This is a genomic window from Streptomyces sp. NPDC051822, from assembly GCF_044452745.1.
GTDB lineage: Bacteria > Actinomycetota > Actinomycetes > Streptomycetales > Streptomycetaceae > Streptomyces.
Window position 1 is genome coordinate 506165 of the sequence record NZ_JBITBZ010000002.1, and the last position, 16098, is coordinate 522262.

The 16098-nt window shown below is 71.5% G+C and carries 15 protein-coding genes and 1 riboswitch; of the genes, 8 read left to right on the forward strand and 7 right to left on the reverse strand.

The window, feature by feature from the left end; genetic code table 11:
• Positions 1-1332, reverse strand: a complete 1332-nt coding sequence (aroA, locus tag ACIA8N_RS08120; protein WP_365786817.1) for a 3-phosphoshikimate 1-carboxyvinyltransferase — start codon at positions 1330-1332, stop codon at positions 1-3.
• 21 nt (positions 1333-1353) lie between these two features.
• Entirely contained in the window at positions 1354-2049 is a 696-nt protein-coding gene (locus tag ACIA8N_RS08125) for a M50 family metallopeptidase (protein WP_365786815.1), read from the reverse strand.
• Between the two features lie 48 nt (positions 2050-2097).
• Here ACIA8N_RS08125 and ACIA8N_RS08130 point away from each other — a divergent pair, with 48 nt between their 5' ends.
• The 8 genes from ACIA8N_RS08130 to def all read left to right on the forward strand — a co-directional run bounded on the left by ACIA8N_RS08130 (position 2098) and on the right by def (position 9416).
• On the forward strand, positions 2098-2913 hold the full coding sequence (locus tag ACIA8N_RS08130) for an SOS response-associated peptidase (RefSeq protein WP_365786813.1): 816 nt from the start codon (positions 2098-2100) through the stop codon (positions 2911-2913).
• A 72-nt stretch (positions 2914-2985) separates the two neighbouring features.
• On the forward strand, positions 2986-3618 hold the full coding sequence (locus ACIA8N_RS08135; RefSeq protein ID WP_365786854.1) for an alpha/beta family hydrolase: 633 nt from the start codon (positions 2986-2988) through the stop codon (positions 3616-3618).
• Positions 3619-3870: 252 nt separating this feature from the next.
• Positions 3871-4527 (forward strand): sigma-70 family RNA polymerase sigma factor, encoded by a 657-nt coding sequence (locus ACIA8N_RS08140; protein WP_030207410.1) that lies wholly within the window; start codon positions 3871-3873, stop codon positions 4525-4527.
• Complete coding sequence (rsrA, locus tag ACIA8N_RS08145) at positions 4524-4847, forward strand: mycothiol system anti-sigma-R factor (protein WP_030207407.1); 324 nt, start codon at positions 4524-4526, stop codon at positions 4845-4847. The genes ACIA8N_RS08140 and rsrA overlap by 4 nt, the downstream gene beginning before the upstream one ends.
• Before the next feature lie 153 nt (positions 4848-5000).
• Entirely contained in the window at positions 5001-6401 is a 1401-nt protein-coding gene (locus ACIA8N_RS08150) for an HD-GYP domain-containing protein (RefSeq protein ID WP_365786852.1), read from the forward strand.
• A complete protein-coding gene (locus tag ACIA8N_RS08155; RefSeq protein ID WP_365786811.1) occupies positions 6398-7657 on the forward strand; it encodes an HD domain-containing protein in 1260 nt (419 codons plus the stop codon). The genes ACIA8N_RS08150 and ACIA8N_RS08155 overlap by 4 nt, the downstream gene beginning before the upstream one ends.
• A gap of 79 nt (positions 7658-7736) precedes the next feature.
• A complete protein-coding gene (locus ACIA8N_RS08160; protein ID WP_030548424.1) occupies positions 7737-8717 on the forward strand; it encodes a hypothetical protein in 981 nt (326 codons plus the stop codon).
• Positions 8718-8777: 60 nt separating this feature from the next.
• Entirely contained in the window at positions 8778-9416 is a 639-nt protein-coding gene (def, locus tag ACIA8N_RS08165) for a peptide deformylase (protein WP_365786809.1), read from the forward strand.
• Between the two features lie 295 nt (positions 9417-9711).
• Here def and ACIA8N_RS08170 read toward each other — a convergent pair whose 3' ends face one another.
• The 5 genes from ACIA8N_RS08170 to ACIA8N_RS08190 all read right to left on the reverse strand — a co-directional run bounded on the left by ACIA8N_RS08170 (position 9712) and on the right by ACIA8N_RS08190 (position 15919).
• A complete protein-coding gene (locus ACIA8N_RS08170) occupies positions 9712-10728 on the reverse strand; it encodes a ribonucleotide-diphosphate reductase subunit beta (protein ID WP_030548422.1) in 1017 nt (338 codons plus the stop codon).
• On the reverse strand, positions 10728-13109 hold the full coding sequence (locus tag ACIA8N_RS08175) for a ribonucleoside-diphosphate reductase subunit alpha (RefSeq protein WP_365786807.1): 2382 nt from the start codon (positions 13107-13109) through the stop codon (positions 10728-10730). The genes ACIA8N_RS08170 and ACIA8N_RS08175 overlap by 1 nt, the downstream gene beginning before the upstream one ends.
• A gap of 132 nt (positions 13110-13241) precedes the next feature.
• Positions 13242-13392: riboswitch (cobalamin riboswitch) on the reverse strand.
• A 37-nt stretch (positions 13393-13429) separates the two neighbouring features.
• Complete coding sequence (locus tag ACIA8N_RS08180) at positions 13430-13930, reverse strand: GNAT family N-acetyltransferase (RefSeq protein WP_365786805.1); 501 nt, start codon at positions 13928-13930, stop codon at positions 13430-13432.
• A gap of 103 nt (positions 13931-14033) precedes the next feature.
• Complete coding sequence (mctP, locus tag ACIA8N_RS08185) at positions 14034-15659, reverse strand: monocarboxylate uptake permease MctP (protein ID WP_365786803.1); 1626 nt, start codon at positions 15657-15659, stop codon at positions 14034-14036.
• Positions 15656-15919: a DUF3311 domain-containing protein gene (locus tag ACIA8N_RS08190; protein WP_365786801.1), complete on the reverse strand. Its 264-nt coding sequence runs from the start codon at positions 15917-15919 to the stop codon at positions 15656-15658. The genes mctP and ACIA8N_RS08190 overlap by 4 nt, the downstream gene beginning before the upstream one ends.
• Between the last annotated feature and the right edge of the window lie 179 nt (positions 15920-16098).

Sequence of the window (16098 nt, forward strand, 5' to 3'; positions counted from 1 at the left end):
TCAGACCCCGAGCATTTCGGTCCACATCGTCGGGAAGTCCGGCAAGGTCTTCGCCGTCGTCGCCACGTCCTCGATCTGCACGCCCTCGACCGCGAGGCCGATGATCGCGCCCGCCGTCGCCATGCGGTGGTCGTGGTACGTGTGGAAGACGCCGCCGTGCAGCGGGCGCGGGCGGATGTGGAGACCGTCCTCGGTCTCGGTGACGTCGCCGCCCAGCTCGTTGATCTCCTTGGTGAGCGCCGCCAGCCGGTCCGTCTCGTGCAGCCGCAGATGGGCGACCCCGCGCAGGGTGGACGGCGAGTCGGCGAGCGCCGCGACCGCCGCGATGCCCGGCGTCAGCTCGCCGACCTCGCCCAGGTCCACGTCGATGCCGTGGATCCGGCCCGTACCGGTGAAGGTCAGCCCCGCCTCGGTCAGCTCGCAGGATCCACCCATCTCGGTGAAGATCTCCCGCAGCGCGTCACCGGGCTGGGTGGTCCGCTCCGGCCAGTCCCGGACCGTCACCCGGCCGCCGGTCACCAGGGCGGCAGCAAGGAACGGCTGTGCGTTCGACAGGTCCGGTTCGACCACCAGGTCCCGGCCGCGCAGCGCCGAAGGCGCCACACGCCACACGTCCGGCGCACCGCCGTGCTCCGGCTCGTCGACCTGCGCGCCGACCGCGCGCAGCATGTCGACGGTCATCCGGATGTGCGGCAGCGAGGGCAGCCGCGTGCCCACGTGCCGTACCTCGACGCCCTGGTTGAAGCGGGCCCCGGACAGCAGCAGGGCGCTCACGAACTGGGAGGACGAGGAGGCGTCGATCTCGACCGTGCCCCCGTCGAGGCCACCGGCGCCGTGCACCGTCATGGGCAGCGCGCCCCGGCCCTCGTCGTCGATGCGGGCGCCGAGCGCGCGCAGGGCGTCGATCACGCCGTGCAGCGGGCGCTCGTGGGAGCGGGGGTCGCCGTCGAAGCGCACCGGGCCGTCGGCGAGAGCCGTGACCGGGGGCAGGAAGCGCATGACCGTACCGGCGTTGCCGACGTCGACGGTCGCCTCGCCGCGCAGCGGGGAGGGGATGATCCGCCAGGCCTCGCCGGAACCGTCGGGGCCGACGCCCTCCTCGATCCTCACGCCGAGGGTACGGAGCGCCTCGGCCATCAGGAGGGTGTCCCGGGAGCGCAGCGGGCGGCGCAGCCAGCCGGGCTCGGAGGCCAGTGCGGCGAGCACCAGGGCGCGGTTGGTGACCGACTTCGATCCGGGCACGGTGACGGTCGCGTCGACGGCGCCGCGGGCGTACGGGGCGGGCCAGAGGTCGGTGGGCGGGTCGGTGTGCGCGGAAGCAGCTGCGGTCATGGAACTCACTGTACGGGGGAGTCAGAAGCCGAGGAGCCAGCGCCCGCCGCCGATCAGGGACGAGATCGCGACCGCGTGGAAGAAGAACAGCCACGCGCCCGCGGGCACATGGGTGAGCCTCGCCAGCTGGTCGGCGTCCGAGTCGGGGGTGCCGCCGTGGCGCCGCTTCGCCTGGAGCTCGAAGGCCGGGCGGACGCCGCCGAGCAGCAGGAACCAGACCACCGCGTAGGCGAAGACCGACTGGACCTCGGGAGCGGTCAGCCAGGAGACGAGGAGGAAGGCGGCGCCCGTCAGGACGACGGTGAGGACCCCGTACGCGTTGCGGACCATCACCAGCATGGCGAGCAGCAGGGCGGTCGCGGCCCACAGCAGAAGGGTGACCCGGTGGGTGCCGAGCAGGGCGGCGCCGCCGAGGCCGAGCAGGGGGGCCGCGGGGTAGCCGGCGGCCAGGGTGAGGACCACGCCGAGACCGGTCGGGCGGCCCCGGCTCACGGTCAGTCCGCTGGTGTCCGAGTGCAGCCGGATGGCTTCGAGGCGCCGGCCGGTGGCGAGGGCGATCAGCCCGTGGCCGCCCTCGTGGGCGATGGTGATCGCGTTGCGGGCGAGGAGCCAGACGCGGCGGGGCACGGTGACGGCGAGGGCCGCGACGCCGGTGGCGATCACCAGCCACGCGGCCGGGGCGTCCTGCGGACCGAAGAGGTCCATCGAGAGGTCCATCGTTCGGGCCGCTCCTCGGGGGTCGGGGATCGTGGCAGTCTGGCACGTATGTGCGGACGGTATGCAGCGAGCCGGCGGCCCGAGGACCTCGTCGACGTCTTCGGTGTCCACAAGTGGGAGCCGGAGGAGACTCTGGCCCCCGACTGGAACGTGGCCCCCACCAAAGAGGTCTGGGCCGTTCTGGAGCGTCCTCTGAAAGACGCGGAATCCCCGCGGCCGGTTCGCCAGCTGCGCAGGTTGAAGTGGGGCCTCGTCCCCTCCTGGGCGAAGTCGCCCGAGGGCGCCGCCCGGATGATCAACGCGCGGGCCGAGACCCTGGACGAGAAGCCCTCCTTCAAGAAGGCCTTCACCTCCCGCCGCTGCATCCTGCCCGCCGACGGCTACTACGAATGGGTCACCGGCGCGGGGGAGCGCGAACTGGAGGTCGAGGGGAAGAGGAAGCGGCCCCGCAAGCAGCCGTACTTCGTGACGCCGGCCGACGGCTCGGTCTTCGCGATGGCCGGGCTCTACGAGTTCTGGCGCGACCGGACCCTGCCCGCGGAGCACCCTTCCGCGTGGTGGGTGACCTGCTCGGTGATCACCACCGAGGCGGAGACCGGGCCGCTGGGCGTCGCCCCGGCCGAGGGCCCGCACTCGCTCGCCGACATCCACCCCCGGATGCCGCTGATGCTCACCGAGGACCGCTGGGACGCCTGGCTCGACCCGGCGCGCACCGACCCGGAGGAGCTGCGCGGGTTGCTCGCCGCGCCGCCCGGGGGGCTCATGCGGGCCTATCCGGTGGCGACAGCGGTCAGCAACGTCCGGAACAACGGACCCGAACTTCTCGAGGAACTGGCGGGACCGGAGATCATCACGCTGTTCTGACGGCTCGGGCGGACGCGTCTCCGATGCGCGCGTTTCGGGTGCCTGCGGGGGCAGGATGGGCCCGTGACCGACGTGACACAGTACGAGACCGTTCCCACCGGCGCCGGTGAAGCCCGCGTCACCTGGCGCGAGGCGGACGGGCCGTGGGCCGTGCTCGCCCTCGGCCACGGAGCCGGCGGCGGCGTCGAGGCCCGCGACCTCCAGGCCCTGGCCGGCGCGCTGCCCGCGCACGGCGTGACCGTCGCCCTCGTCGAGCAGCCCTGGCGGGTAGCGGGCAAGAAGGTCGCGCCCGCGCCGAAGACCCTCGACACCGGATGGCGCGGCCTCTGGCCCGCCCTCGCCGGGCCCGGCCTCCCGGTGATCGCGGGCGGCCGCAGCGCGGGCGCCCGGGTCGCCTGCCGTACCGGCCGTGACCTGGGCGCACGCGCCGTCCTCGCCCTGAGCTTCCCGCTGCACCCGCCGGGCAGGCCCGAGAAGTCCCGCGCCGAGGAACTCCTCGGCACCGGGCTCCCGACCCTCGTCGTCCAGGGCGGCAACGACCCCTTCGGACGGCCGGAGGAGTTCCCGGAAGGCCCGTACGAGCTCGTCGGGATCCCGTACGGGGACCACGGCTTCGCCCTGCCCAAGCGGGCGCCCCTCGGCCAGGACGAGGCCCTCGCCGCGCTCGTGGACGGCGTCGTCCGGTGGATCACCGCCCTGCGCTGATCTCCGCCGCCGCACCGGGAATGTGGAGCGGGGGACCACTGTTGTTCCGTGCGTCGGTGTGAGAGCAAGGAAGAGGGAGTCCGTCGCATGGGTTCGACCATCTGCCCGGAGCGTGCGCAGGCCGCTGACCTCGACTGGACAGTGCTGGCCGCGCCCAAGGGCGCCCCGATTCGGGCGGCGGGCGGAGCGGTTCCTCGTCTATCCTCCGAAACGAGCGGGTCCGCCTTCGGGCTCGCCGCCGCGCTGGAGGAGGTGGGTCCGGTCACTGGGACCGACACAGGGACCGACGACGGCCCCGAGGAGACGACCGAGGAGCGCAACGCGCGCTTCGAGCGGGACGCCCTCGGATTCCTCGACCAGATGTACTCGGCCGCGCTGCGCATGACGCGCAACCCCGCGGACGCGGAGGACCTGGTGCAGGAGACCTACGCCAAGGCGTACGGATCCTTCCACCAGTTCCGCGAGGGGACGAACCTGAAGGCGTGGATGTACCGCATCCTCACGAACACCTTCATCAACTCGTACCGCAAGAAGCAGCGTGAGCCCCAGCGCAGCGCCGCCGAGGAGATCGAGGACTGGCAGCTCGCCCGCGCCGAGTCGCACATGTCGACCGGTCTGCGCTCCGCCGAGTCCCAGGCGCTCGACCACCTCCCGGACTCCGACGTGAAGGAAGCGCTCCAGGCGATTCCCGAGGAGTTCCGCATCGCCGTCTATCTCGCCGATGTCGAGGGCTTTGCGTACAAGGAGATCGCGGACATCATGGGGACACCCATCGGTACGGTGATGTCCCGGCTGCACCGGGGCCGCCGCCAGCTGCGCGGCATGCTCGAGGACTACGCCCGCGACCGCGGGCTGGTACCCGCGGGCGCCGGAGAGTCGTCGAACGATCTGAAAGGCTCGGGCTCATGAGCTGCGGAGAGCCGCACGAGACGGATTGCTCAGAGGTCCTGGATCATCTCTACGAGTTCCTCGACAACGAGATGCCCGACAGTGACTGCACGAAGTTCGAGGTGCACTTCGAGGAGTGCTCCCCGTGCCTGGAGAAGTACGGGCTCGAGCAGGCGGTGAAGAAGCTCGTCAAGCGCTGCTGCGGCAGCGACGACGTGCCCACCGACCTGCGGTCCAAGGTGATGGGCCGGATCGACCTGATCCGCTCGGGGCATCTGGTGCCCGAACAGGAGGTCACGGCGATCCTCCCGACGACGCCCACTCCGGCGCCGCAGGAGTAGACGCCGGAAACGCGGAAGCGGGAACGGGGGCCGTCGCGGCACGACACGCGACGGCCCTCTTCGTATATCAGCTTGTATCACCCGATGGTGCGAACCTGCGCCGCAACGCCGCCCCCAGCAGCCCAACTCGCTAGCGTGACAGGCGTGATGGGCGTGAAGGTCATTCCGCGAGCGGCCCGCGTGTACATCGGCTGCGCCCTGCTCGGCGCCGGGGCCTGCGCCCTGCCCGCGCTGCGCCCCGGCGCGGCCACCCCCTGGAGCACGGTCGCGCTCCTCGCCGCCCTGTACGCGCTCTGCGAGCTGCCCGCCCGCTGCCGGCTCCTCGGCCGCGCCCTCGGCGGCTCCGTCCCCATGGGAGCCGGCTCCTTCTTCCCCGTCCTCCTCGCCGCCGCCCTGATCCTGCCGCCCTCCGCCGCCGCGCTCACCGCCCTGCCCGGCAGCCTCCTCGCCCGCGTCGACGAACCACCCGCCGCACCCCGCCGCGCCTGGCGGGCCGCCGCCACGGCCCTCGCCGTCTGGGCCGCCGCCCACACCGCCGGGGCACTCGGCATCGGCGAAGCCCTCGGACACGGTCCCGACGTCCCCGACTTCCCGTACGCCCTGCTCCCCGCCGGCGCCGCCGCGCTCACCTTCTGCCTCGTCCTGACCGCCCTCGACGGCGGCATCAGGGCCGCCGCCGACGGACTGCCCCCACGGGCCGCCTGGCGCGGCCTCCTCGGCCGCGCGCTCGCCCCGCACACCGTGCACGGGCTCGCCGGACTCATGATGGCCGTCCTCTGGCGCAGCGCCCACGGCCCGGTCTCGGCGCTCTTCGTGCTCCTCCCGATGTACATCTCCTGCTGGGTCTTCGCCCAGTACCACCGGGAAAGGGCCGCGCACCAGGCCACCATCCGCGCCCTCGTCCAGGCCGTCGACATCAAGGACCGCTACACCCGCGGCCACAGCGAACGCGTCGGGCACGCCTCCGTCCTGATCGCCCGTGAGCTGGGCATGCCGGAGGACCGCCTCGACGTCGTACGGTTCGCCGGCATCCTCCACGACGTCGGCAAGCTGGGCGTGCCCACCCGCGTCCTCCGCAAGGACGGGCCCCTCACCCCCGAGGAACGCCGGATCATCGAACTGCACCCGGAGTACGGCCACGAGATGGTCCGGGGCATCGGCTTCCTCGGCGACGCGCGGGCCGCGATCCTCCACCACCACGAACGCATGGACGGCAGCGGCTACCCCTACGGCCTGCACGGCGACGAGATCCCCGAATTCGCCCGGGTGGTCGCCGTCGCCGACGCCTTCGACGCCATGACCTCCACCCGCTCCTACAGCCGGGCCCGCCCGGTGCCGACCGCCGTCGCCGAACTGGAGCGGTGCGCGGGCACCCACTTCGACCCCCGGATGGTCGCCGCCCTCGTCAGCGCCCTGGACCGGCACGGCTGGCAGCCCGCCGTCACCGCCGACACCAGCGACACCACCGTCACCGCCGAGGGCCAGGCCCCGTCGGCCGAGCACGTTCCGCCGCCCCGCGAACCCCTGCCCGCCCACCCGAAGGAACACGCGTGAAACCCGGCGCCGCCACCGTCGGCGCCGTCCACGGCGCCGCGCTGCTCCTCAGCCTCACCGGCCTCGGCGCCACCCTCTGGTACGGCGTCGCCGAACCCGGCAACGCCCTCGCCTTCGGCACCCTCGTCGCCCTCGGCGAACTCGCCCGGTGGGGCGCCTCCCCGGACGAGAGGGAACCGGCACCGCTCGCCGCCGCCGGAGCCCTCGCCTACGCCCTGCTCGGAACGAGCGGAGGCACCGCCACCACCCACGGCGTCCTCCAGATCGTCGCCGTCGTCATCGCCGCGGGGCTCGCCGGGATCGTCCCCCACGTCGCCCGGGGCCGCGGACCCGGCCGCGACCACCTCGCCCGCCGCGTCCTCACCGTCGGCTTCGCCGCGCTCTGCTTCCAGCCCCTCTTCAACTCCGGCATCCTCGTCGAGCACCTCGGCCAGGGCCCGCCGTACGCCCTCTTCCTGCTGCTCCTGCTCGTCCTCACCGCCCTCTGCGACGCGGTCCTCGCCGCCCTCCTGCTCCGCGCCCGCACCGGATTCCCGTACGGCCCCCTCCTGCGCGACGAACTCCGCGCCCTCCTCGGCATCGGCTCCGCCGTCTGCGCCACCGGCACCGTCATGGCGCTCGGCGTGGCCGCCGCCGGCCTCTGGGCCCTGCCCGTACTCGCGGTACCGCTCCTCCTCACCCAGGTCTCCTTCCGGCGGTACGCCGCCGTGCGCACCGTCAACCGGCAGACCATCGCCTCCCTCGCCCGTGCCACCGAGATCGCCGGCTGCACCCCGCCCGGCCACGCCCGCCGGGTCGCGGCCCTCAGCGCGGCCGTCGGACGCGAGCTGGGCCTCTCCGGGACCGAGCTGACCGTCCTGGAACACGCGGCCCTCATGCACGACATCGGACAGCTCTCCCTCGTCGACCCGGTCGCGGGCGGCGCCACCGCCCTCCTCCCGTCCCGCGAACAGCGCCGGATCGCCCTCCTGGGCGGCGAGGTCGTCCGCAGGACCGGCGTCCCCGAGGCCGTCGCCCTCGTCGTGGAGCGGCAGGCCGACCCGTACCGCGAGCAGCCGCTGCCCGCCCGGATCGTCCGGGCCGTGAACGCCTACGACGACCTCGCGGGCGGCGAGGGCCCTGTCGCCGCCCTCGACGCCCTGGAGCGGCTCCGGCTCGCCACGGCCCGCGACTTTCACCCGGATGTCGTCGAGTGCCTGGCCAGGGTCCTGGCACGGGGCGGAGCTGCTGGGGTGACCTCGGCCCCCACTGGGTAACCCATGGGTAATGAGCGCGCGTCCGACCGGGCATGGTTGGATGCGAACAAGAGGGTGAAGCGACCGGCAGGCGGGAATCGTGAAGATCTTCGGGAAGGTACGGCATCGGCCCTCCGCCTCGTGGCGGCAGGCCACCGACCGCGCGTTCACGCTGATCGGCGACGGCCGGTACGAGGACGCGGGCGCGCTCCTCACGCGCGCGGCGGACCTGGAACCCTGGCTCTCGGAGTCCTGGTTCAACCTGGCGCTGCTGCACAAGTTCCGGCACGACTGGGAGCAGGCGCGGGCCGCCGGGCTCCGCGCGGTCGCGCTGCTCGACAAGGAGACCGGCGCCCCCGACTGGTGGAACGTCGGCATCGCCGCCACCGCCCTCCAGGACTGGCCGCTGGCACGCCGCGCCTGGCAGGCGTACGGCCTCAAGGTCCCGGGCGCCGCCGCGGGCACCGGCGAGCCCGCCGGGATGGAGCTTGGCAGCGCCGCCGTCCGCCTCTCGCCCGAGGGCGAGGCCGAGGTCGTGTGGGGCCGCAGGCTCGACCCGGCCCGGATCGAGGTCCTCTCCATCCCGCTGCCGTCCTCCGGACGCCGCTGGGGCGAGGTCGTCCTCCACGACGGCGTGCCGAACGGCGAGCGGACCACCACCGCGGGCCCCTCCTACCCGGTCTTCGACGAGATCGAGCTGTGGGCGCCCTCACCCGTACCCACCTGGGTCGTCCTCCTGGAGGCCGCCACCGAGGCCGACCGGGACGCCCTGGAGCAGCTCGCCGCGGAGGCGGGCTTCGCCGCCGAGGACTGGTCGTCCTCCGTGCGGCTGCTCTGCCGTGCCTGCTCCGAGTCGACCATGCCCAGCGCCGAGGGCGAGGGCGAGCACTCCGACCCGCACGACCACAGCGAGCCGGGACACCCCGGGCCGCTCGGCCACCGCTCGCCCGGCGAGCTGTGGGTGCCGGAGCGGGAGTGCGGCCTCGCGGCCCCGGCCGGCCTGGTGCGCGGACTCCTCGACGGCTGGGTGGCGGACAGCCCGGACAGCCGTGAGTGGCGCGATCTGGAAGAGGTCTGCTGACCCTGCCCGTAGGCTGTACGGGATCGTTTACTGGGGTTCCGAGGAAGGCACGCGCCGGACATGACGCAGCAGGACACTGACGAGCAGCTCAACGACGGAAACGACGGATTCGTCGTGGACACCGAGGACTGCGAGGCGCGCGAGCTCGCGTACCGCGAGCGTGGCACGGCCCGCCCGATCACCGTCGTCGGCAACCCCGTGCTCCACCGGGAGTGCAAGGACGTCACCGAGTTCGACGACAAGCTCGCGTCCCTCATCGACGACATGTTCGCCAGCCAGAAGGCCGCCGAGGGCGTGGGCCTGGCCGCCAACCAGATCGGCGTGGACCTCAAGGTCTTCGTCTACGACTGCCCCGACGACGAGGGCGTCCGGCACACCGGCGTCGTGGTCAACCCGGTCCTCCAGGAGCTCCCGGCCGACCGGCGCGTCCTCGACGAGTCCAACGAGGGCTGCCTCTCCGTGCCGACCGCGTACGCCGAGCTGGCCCGCCCCGACTACGCGGAGGTCCACGGCCAGGACGCCCAGGGCAACCCGATCAAGGTGCGCGGCACCGGCTACTTCGCCCGCTGCCTCCAGCACGAGACGGACCACCTGTACGGCTACCTGTACATCGACCGCCTCTCCAAGCGCGACCGCAAGGACGCCCTGCGCCAGATGGAAGAGGGCACCCCGAGGTACGAGACGGTGCCGAACGCCTGATCGCCGTGGACATGGCCGGGCCCCGCTCCTTCACGAAGGAGCGGGGCCCGGCTTTCGTACGACTACTGCCAGCCCATGTCGGCGGCGGCGACGGCGGCCGTCCCGCCGACCAGCAGAACGGTGAAGACGGCCGTCGTGAGCGTGCGAGCGATGCGGGTCATGAGAATCCCCCCAAGGGTGTGTGCCACTGGGACATGCCCCGTGGGTTCGCCCTGCGGCAAGTGCCCACGAGACATGCGACTTTACGGCAGCGCCCGGGCGGACGAACTGGTTCCTCGCCTTCTGATCCGAAAACTCAGAAGTCCTCGTCCAGGTCCACCGAGCCCTCGACCGCCACCTGGTAGGCGGACGGGCGGCGCTCGAAGAAGTTCGTGAGCTCCTGGACGCCCTGGAGCTCCATGAACGCGAACGGGTTCTCCGAGCCGTACACCGGGGGGAAGCCGAGGCGCTGGAGGCGCTGGTCGGCGACGCACTGGAGGTACTCGCGCATCGACTCGGTGTTCATGCCCGGCAGGCCGTCGCCGCACAGGTCGCGGCCGAACTGGAGCTCCGCCTCGACGGCCTCCCGCAGCATGTCGGTGACCTGCTGCTGGAGCGCGTCGTCGAAGAGCTCCGGCTCCTCCTTGCGGACGGTGTCCACGACCTCGAAGGCGAAGTTCATGTGCATCGTCTCGTCGCGGAACACCCAGTTGGTGCCGGTCGCGAGACCGTGCAGCAGGCCGCGGGACCGGAACCAGTAGACGTACGCGAAGGCGCCGTAGAAGAACAGGCCCTCGATGCACGCGGCGAAGCAGATCAGGTTCAGCAGGAAGCGGCGGCGGTCGGCGGCCGTCTCCAGCTTCTCGATCTTCTCGACCGAATCCATCCACTTGAAGCAGAACTGCGCCTTCTCGCGGATGGAGGGGATCTCCTCGACCGCGTCGAACGCGGCGGCGCGGTCGGCCGGGTCGGGCAGATAGGTGTCGAGCAGCGTCAGATAGAACTGGACGTGCACGGCCTCCTCGAACAGCTGGCGCGACAGGTACAGGCGCGCCTCCGGGGAGTTGATGTGCTTGTAGAGCGTCAGGACCAGGTTGTTCGAGACGATCGAGTCGCCCGTCGCGAAGAACGCGACCAGACGGCCGATCATGTGCTGCTCACCGGGCGTGAGCTTGGCGAGGTCGGCGACGTCCGAGTGGAGGTCGACCTCCTCCACGGTCCAGGTGTTCTTGATGGCGTCCCGGTAGCGCTCGTAGAAGTCCGGGTAGCGCATCGGACGCAGGGTCAGCTCGAAGCCCGGGTCGAGGAGGTTCTTGTTGTCGCTGGTGCTCATTACTGGCAGGCCTCGCAGGACTCGGGGTTTTCGAGGGAGCAGGCGAGGGCGTCCGCGTCGGGCGTCGCCTGCTGTACGGGAATGGTGGCGGCGGCCGTCGACGCCTGCGCGGCGCGGGCGATCCGGGTCGCCGGGCGGGAGCGCAGGTAGTACGTCGTCTTCAGACCCTGCTTCCAGGCGTACGCGTACATCGACGACAGCTTGCCGATCGTCGGCGTCTCCAGGAACAGGTTCAGCGACTGCGACTGGTCCAGGAACGGCGTACGGGCGGCGGCCATGTCGATCAGACCGCGCTGCGGGATCTCCCACGCCGTGCGGTACAGCTCGCGCACCTCGGCCGGGACCCAGGTGAAGCCGGCCACGGAGCCGTTGGCGTCGCGCAGCGCCTCACGGGTCTGCGCGTCCCACACGCCGAGCCGCTTCAGCTCGTCGACCAGGTAGGAGTTGACCTGGAGGAACTCGCCGGACAGCGTCTCGCGCTTGAACAGGTTGGAGACCTGCGGCTCGATGCACTCGTAGACGCCCGCGATCGAGGCGATCGTCGCCGTCGGCGCGATGGCGAGGAGCAGGGAGTTGCGCATGCCGGTCGACGCGATGCGGGCGCGCAGCGCCGCCCACCGCTCCGGCCAGTTCAGCTCGACGTCGTAGTGGTCGGGGTGCAGGACACCACGGGCCGTACGGGTCTTGTCCCAGGCCGGCAGCGGGCCGCTGCGCTCGGCGAGGTCGGCGGAGGCCTCGTAGGCCGCCAGCATGATGCGCTCGGCGATCTTCGTCGACAGGGCGCGGGCCTCCGCCGAGTCGAACGGCAGCTTCAGCTGGAAGAAGACGTCCTGGAGGCCCATGGCGCCCAGGCCGACCGGCCGCCAGCGGGCGTTGGAGCGGCCCGCCTGCTCGGTCGGGTAGAAGTTGATGTCGACGACCCGGTCGAGGAAGGTGACGGCCGTGCCGACGGTGGCGTCGAGCCGCTCCCAGTCGATGTCCTGGGTCGAGGCGTCCACGAACGAGCCGAGGTTGACCGAGCCGAGGTTGCAGACGGCCGTCTCGCCGTCGTTCGTGACCTCGATGATCTCGGTGCAGAGGTTCGAGGAGTGGACGACCGTGCCGGGCTCGGCGGTCTGGTTGGCCGTCCGGTTCGAGGCGTCCTTGAAGGTCATCCAGCCGTTGCCGGTCTGGGCCAGGGTCCGCATCATCCGGCCGTAGAGGTCACGGGCCGGCATGGTCTTGCGGGCCAGGCCCTTCGCCTCGGCGGCGCGGTAGGCGGCGTCGAACTCCTCGCCCCACAGGTCGACGAGCTCGGGCACGTCGGCGGGGGAGAACAGCGACCAGTCGGCGTCCGCGTTGACCCGGCGCATGAACTCGTCCGGGATCCAGTGCGCCAGATTCAGGTTGTGCGTACGGCGCTGGTCCTCGCCCGTGTTGTCGCGGAGCTCCAGGAACTCCTCGATGTCCGCGTGCCAGGTCTCCAGGTAGACGGCGGCGGCGCCCTTGCGGCGGCCGCCCTGGTTCACGGCGGCGACGGAGGCGTCGAGGGTCTTCAGGAACGGCACGATGCCGTTGGAGTGCCCGTTGGTGCCGCGGATCAGCGAACCGCGGGCGCGGATGCGGGAGTACGAGAGGCCGATGCCGCCCGCGTGCTTCGAGAGGCGCGCCACCTGGTGGTAGCGGTCGTAGATGGAGTCCAGCTCGTCCTGCGGGGAGTCGAGCAGGTAGCAGGAGGACATCTGCGGGTGGCGGGTGCCGGAGTTGAAGAGCGTGGGGGAGGAGGGGAGGTAGTCCAGACGGCTCATGAGGCCGTACAGGGCCGCCACCTCGTCGAGCGCGCGGACGCTCTCGTCCTCGGCCAGGCCGCAGGCCACGCGCAGCATGAAGTGCTGCGGCGTCTCGATGACCTTGCGGGTGATCGGGTGGCGCAGCAGATAGCGCGAGTAGAGGGTGCGCAGACCGAAGTAGCCGAAGCGGTCGTCGCCCGCCGGGTCGATCGTCGCGTCGAGCCGGGCCGCGTGCAGGGCGACGAACTCGGCGGTGCGGTCGGCGATCAGGCCCTCGCGGTGACCTGTGGCGACGGAGGCGGAGAAGGAGACCGCGCCCTGGCCGGCCGCCTCGTCGGCGATAGTGACCGTCAGGAGCCGGGCGGCGAGCCGGGAGTACGCGGGGTCCTCGGCGATCAGGCCGGCGGCCGCCTCGGTGGCCAGCTCGCGCAGCTCCGCCTCGTCCGACGCGGCGCTGCGGCCGCGGAGCGCGGCGGCGGCGACCTTGCCGGGGTCGGTGTCGGGGAGATCGGCGGTGAGGTCGGTCAGGGTCCGCAGCAGTACGGTCCCGGGGCCGTCGCTCTCGACCGCGGAAACCTCGGCGGAAGCCGGATCGGCGGGCGCGATGGTCACGTGGGGGCTCTCCCTCGCTCGGCTCGGGGCCGCGGCGGGGGAAGGCGGGCAGGCGGGCATCCGTAACGCCGGACGCGACGCTTCCACCGGCCCACTCCGCGAGGCCCGGACGTCAGTGGCACCCGGAACGGACGGACCGGGTGCGCTGTCGGCAGGTCCTCGGACTCACGTCGTACGAAACTCGTCGTATCCGTACGAAGCACACCGTTGCGGGACAGTTCCGGATTCGCGCCGGATTCCCCTGCGTCGACAGCGAGGTCGAGCATACATGTGGGGGGCGCCGCTCTTGGCGCCCCCCACATGTTGTGTCGCCCGGCGACTCAGAACTCCAGCGCGTAAGTCCTGAGTGTGTGGTCGGGGATGGGCTCCCAGTCGCGGTGCGGGGTGCGGACGAAGCCGAGGCGCTCGTATATCCGGTGCGCCGAGACCATCTTCGCGTCCGTGGAGAGCACGAGGCGCGCGCACCCGGGGAGGGCCCGTGCGCGCTCCACGCACGCCCGTACGAGGGCTTCTCCGACGCCCCTGCCGCGGGCGTCGGGGGTGACCGCGAGCATCCGGAACTCGGCCTCGCCGGCGACCGCGATGTCCGCCCAGGGGGTGCCCCCGGTGGCGAAGGTCACCCCGCCGATGAGGTGCCCGTCGGCCTCCTCGGCGACGAGCACCTCGGCCTCGCGCGCCCGGCGTGCCGTGTCCCTGAGCACCTCCAGATAGAAGTCCTCCGCCCCGTACTTCAGCAGCCCGTCGTTCAGATAGGTCCCTGCGGTCAGCTCGCCGAGCGCCTCGTACTCCTCGGGCCGTACCGCCCTGATCGTGAAGTCCATGAGGGCAGTGTGCCTCCGACCGGCCGCCGGCTCCCAGAACGGCGAAGGCCGTCCTGCCCCCGGAGGGAGGCGGGACGGCCTTCGTCAGGTCGTGGGCGGGCGGTCAGTGGGTGTCGGCGCCGAGCTTCGGCATCTCGGTCTGCACGCCCTTGTCGCCGGCGTCCGCCGTGTAGTCCGAAGGGGAGGTCTCGTCGACGCCCTCGGGGGCCTTGACGGCCTTGAGGACGAAGGTGAGGACGACCGTGACGACGAGGTTCAGGACGAAGGCGGTGAGACCGATGTAGCCGATCTCGCCGATGCCCGGGATCTCGGTGGAGTGGCCGCCGAAGTGCTTCTGGGTCGGGCTGGCGACGCCGTACGCGGCGACCGTGCCGTAGATCATGCCGACGGCCCAGCCGGCGAGCAGCGCCCAGCGGTGCATCCAGCGGGTGAACAGGCCGCCGACGAGGGCGGGGAAGGTCTGCAGGATCCAGATGCCGCCGAGCAGCTGGAAGTTGATCGCTACCGTCTTGTCCATGGTGAGGACGAAGGCGAGCGCGCCGACCTTCACGAGGAGCGAGACCAGCTTGGAGACCTTCGTCTCCTGCGCCGGGGTGGCGTCCTTCTTGATGAAGTCCTTGTAGATGTTGCGGGTGAAGAGGTTGGCCGCGGCGATCGACATGATCGCGGCGGGCACGAGCGCGCCGATGCCGATCGCGGCGAACGCGACGCCCGCGAACCAGTCCGGGAACATCGTCTCGAAGAGCTGCGGGATGGCGAGCTGTCCGTTCTTCACCTGGATCCCGGCGGCGATCGCCATGAAGCCGAGCAGCGCGAGCAGGCCCAGCATCAGCGAGTACAGCGGCAGGATCGTGGTGTTGCGGCGGATGACCTCACGGCTCCGGGACGACAGGGTCGCCGTGATGGAGTGCGGGTACATGAACAGCGCGAGCGCCGAGCCGAGCGCGAGCGTCGCGTACGTCCACTGGCCGGCGTCACCGGGCACGAGCGAGCCGCGCGGCTTTCCGGTCGCCTCGTTGGTCTGCGCGTACGCCTCGCCCGCCTTGGAGAAGATCTCGTCGAAGCCGCCCAGCTTGATCGGGATGTAGATGATCGCCACCACGATGACGATGTAGATCAGCGTGTCCTTGACGAAGGCGATGAGCGCGGGAGCGCGCAGACCCGAGGAGTACGTGTACGCCGCGAGGACGCCGAAGGCGATGAGCAGCGGCAGGTCCTTGATGAACCAGTGGGTGTCCTCGCCGCCGCCGACGCCCATCACGTCCAGGACGGCCTGGATGCCGACGAGCTGGAGCGCGATGTACGGCATGGTGGCGAGGATGCCGGTGACCGCCACCGCGAGGGAGAGGCCCTTGGAGCCGAAGCGGCCGCGTACGAAGTCGGAGGTGGTGACGTATCCGTGCTTGTGCGAGACCGACCAGAGGCGGGGCAGGAACGTGAAGATCAGCGGGTAGACCAGGATCGTGTACGGCACGGCGAAGAAGCCGGCCGCGCCCGCCGTGTAGATGAGCGCCGGGACGGCGACGAAGGTGTACGCGGTGTAGAGGTCGCCGCCGAGCAGGAACCAGGTCACCCAGGTGCCGAACGACCGGCCGCCCAGGCCCCATTCGTCGAGGCTGTTCTCGTTCTCGGCCCTGCGCCAGCGCGAGGCGAGGAAGCCCATGACCGTGACGGCCAGGAAGAAGAAGATGAAGACGGCGAGTGCGACGCCGTTCACGCCGTCCTTCATCGCGCGTCACCTCCCTTGCGGGCGCGCTGGTCCAGCTGCCACAGCTTGTACGCGACCATGGTGAGCGCGGTGGAGATCAGCACCCAGAGCATCTGGTACCAGTAGAAGAACGGAATGCCTGCGAAGAGCGGCTCGGTCTTCGCGTAGGAGCTCACCCAGAGCATCGCCACGAACGGCGCGAACAGGCAGAGTGCGATAACCACCCGCAGGGGCGTGATGGTCCCTTGATTCCCTTGATTCCCTTGTGTCACTTCTGGCATCGTGCCTCGTCCCCTCGCTGATCACCTTGGTAATGGTGGGGAAATCTAGGGGACGCTTCAGCTCCGCGGAACCCCCGCCCGTATAACGGATGTGATTGCCATACGGAAGTTCCGGAAATGCGAAACGAGGGGGCCGCCGAATTCTCGGCGACCCCCTCGTCCGGTGTGCGGATCCGCTC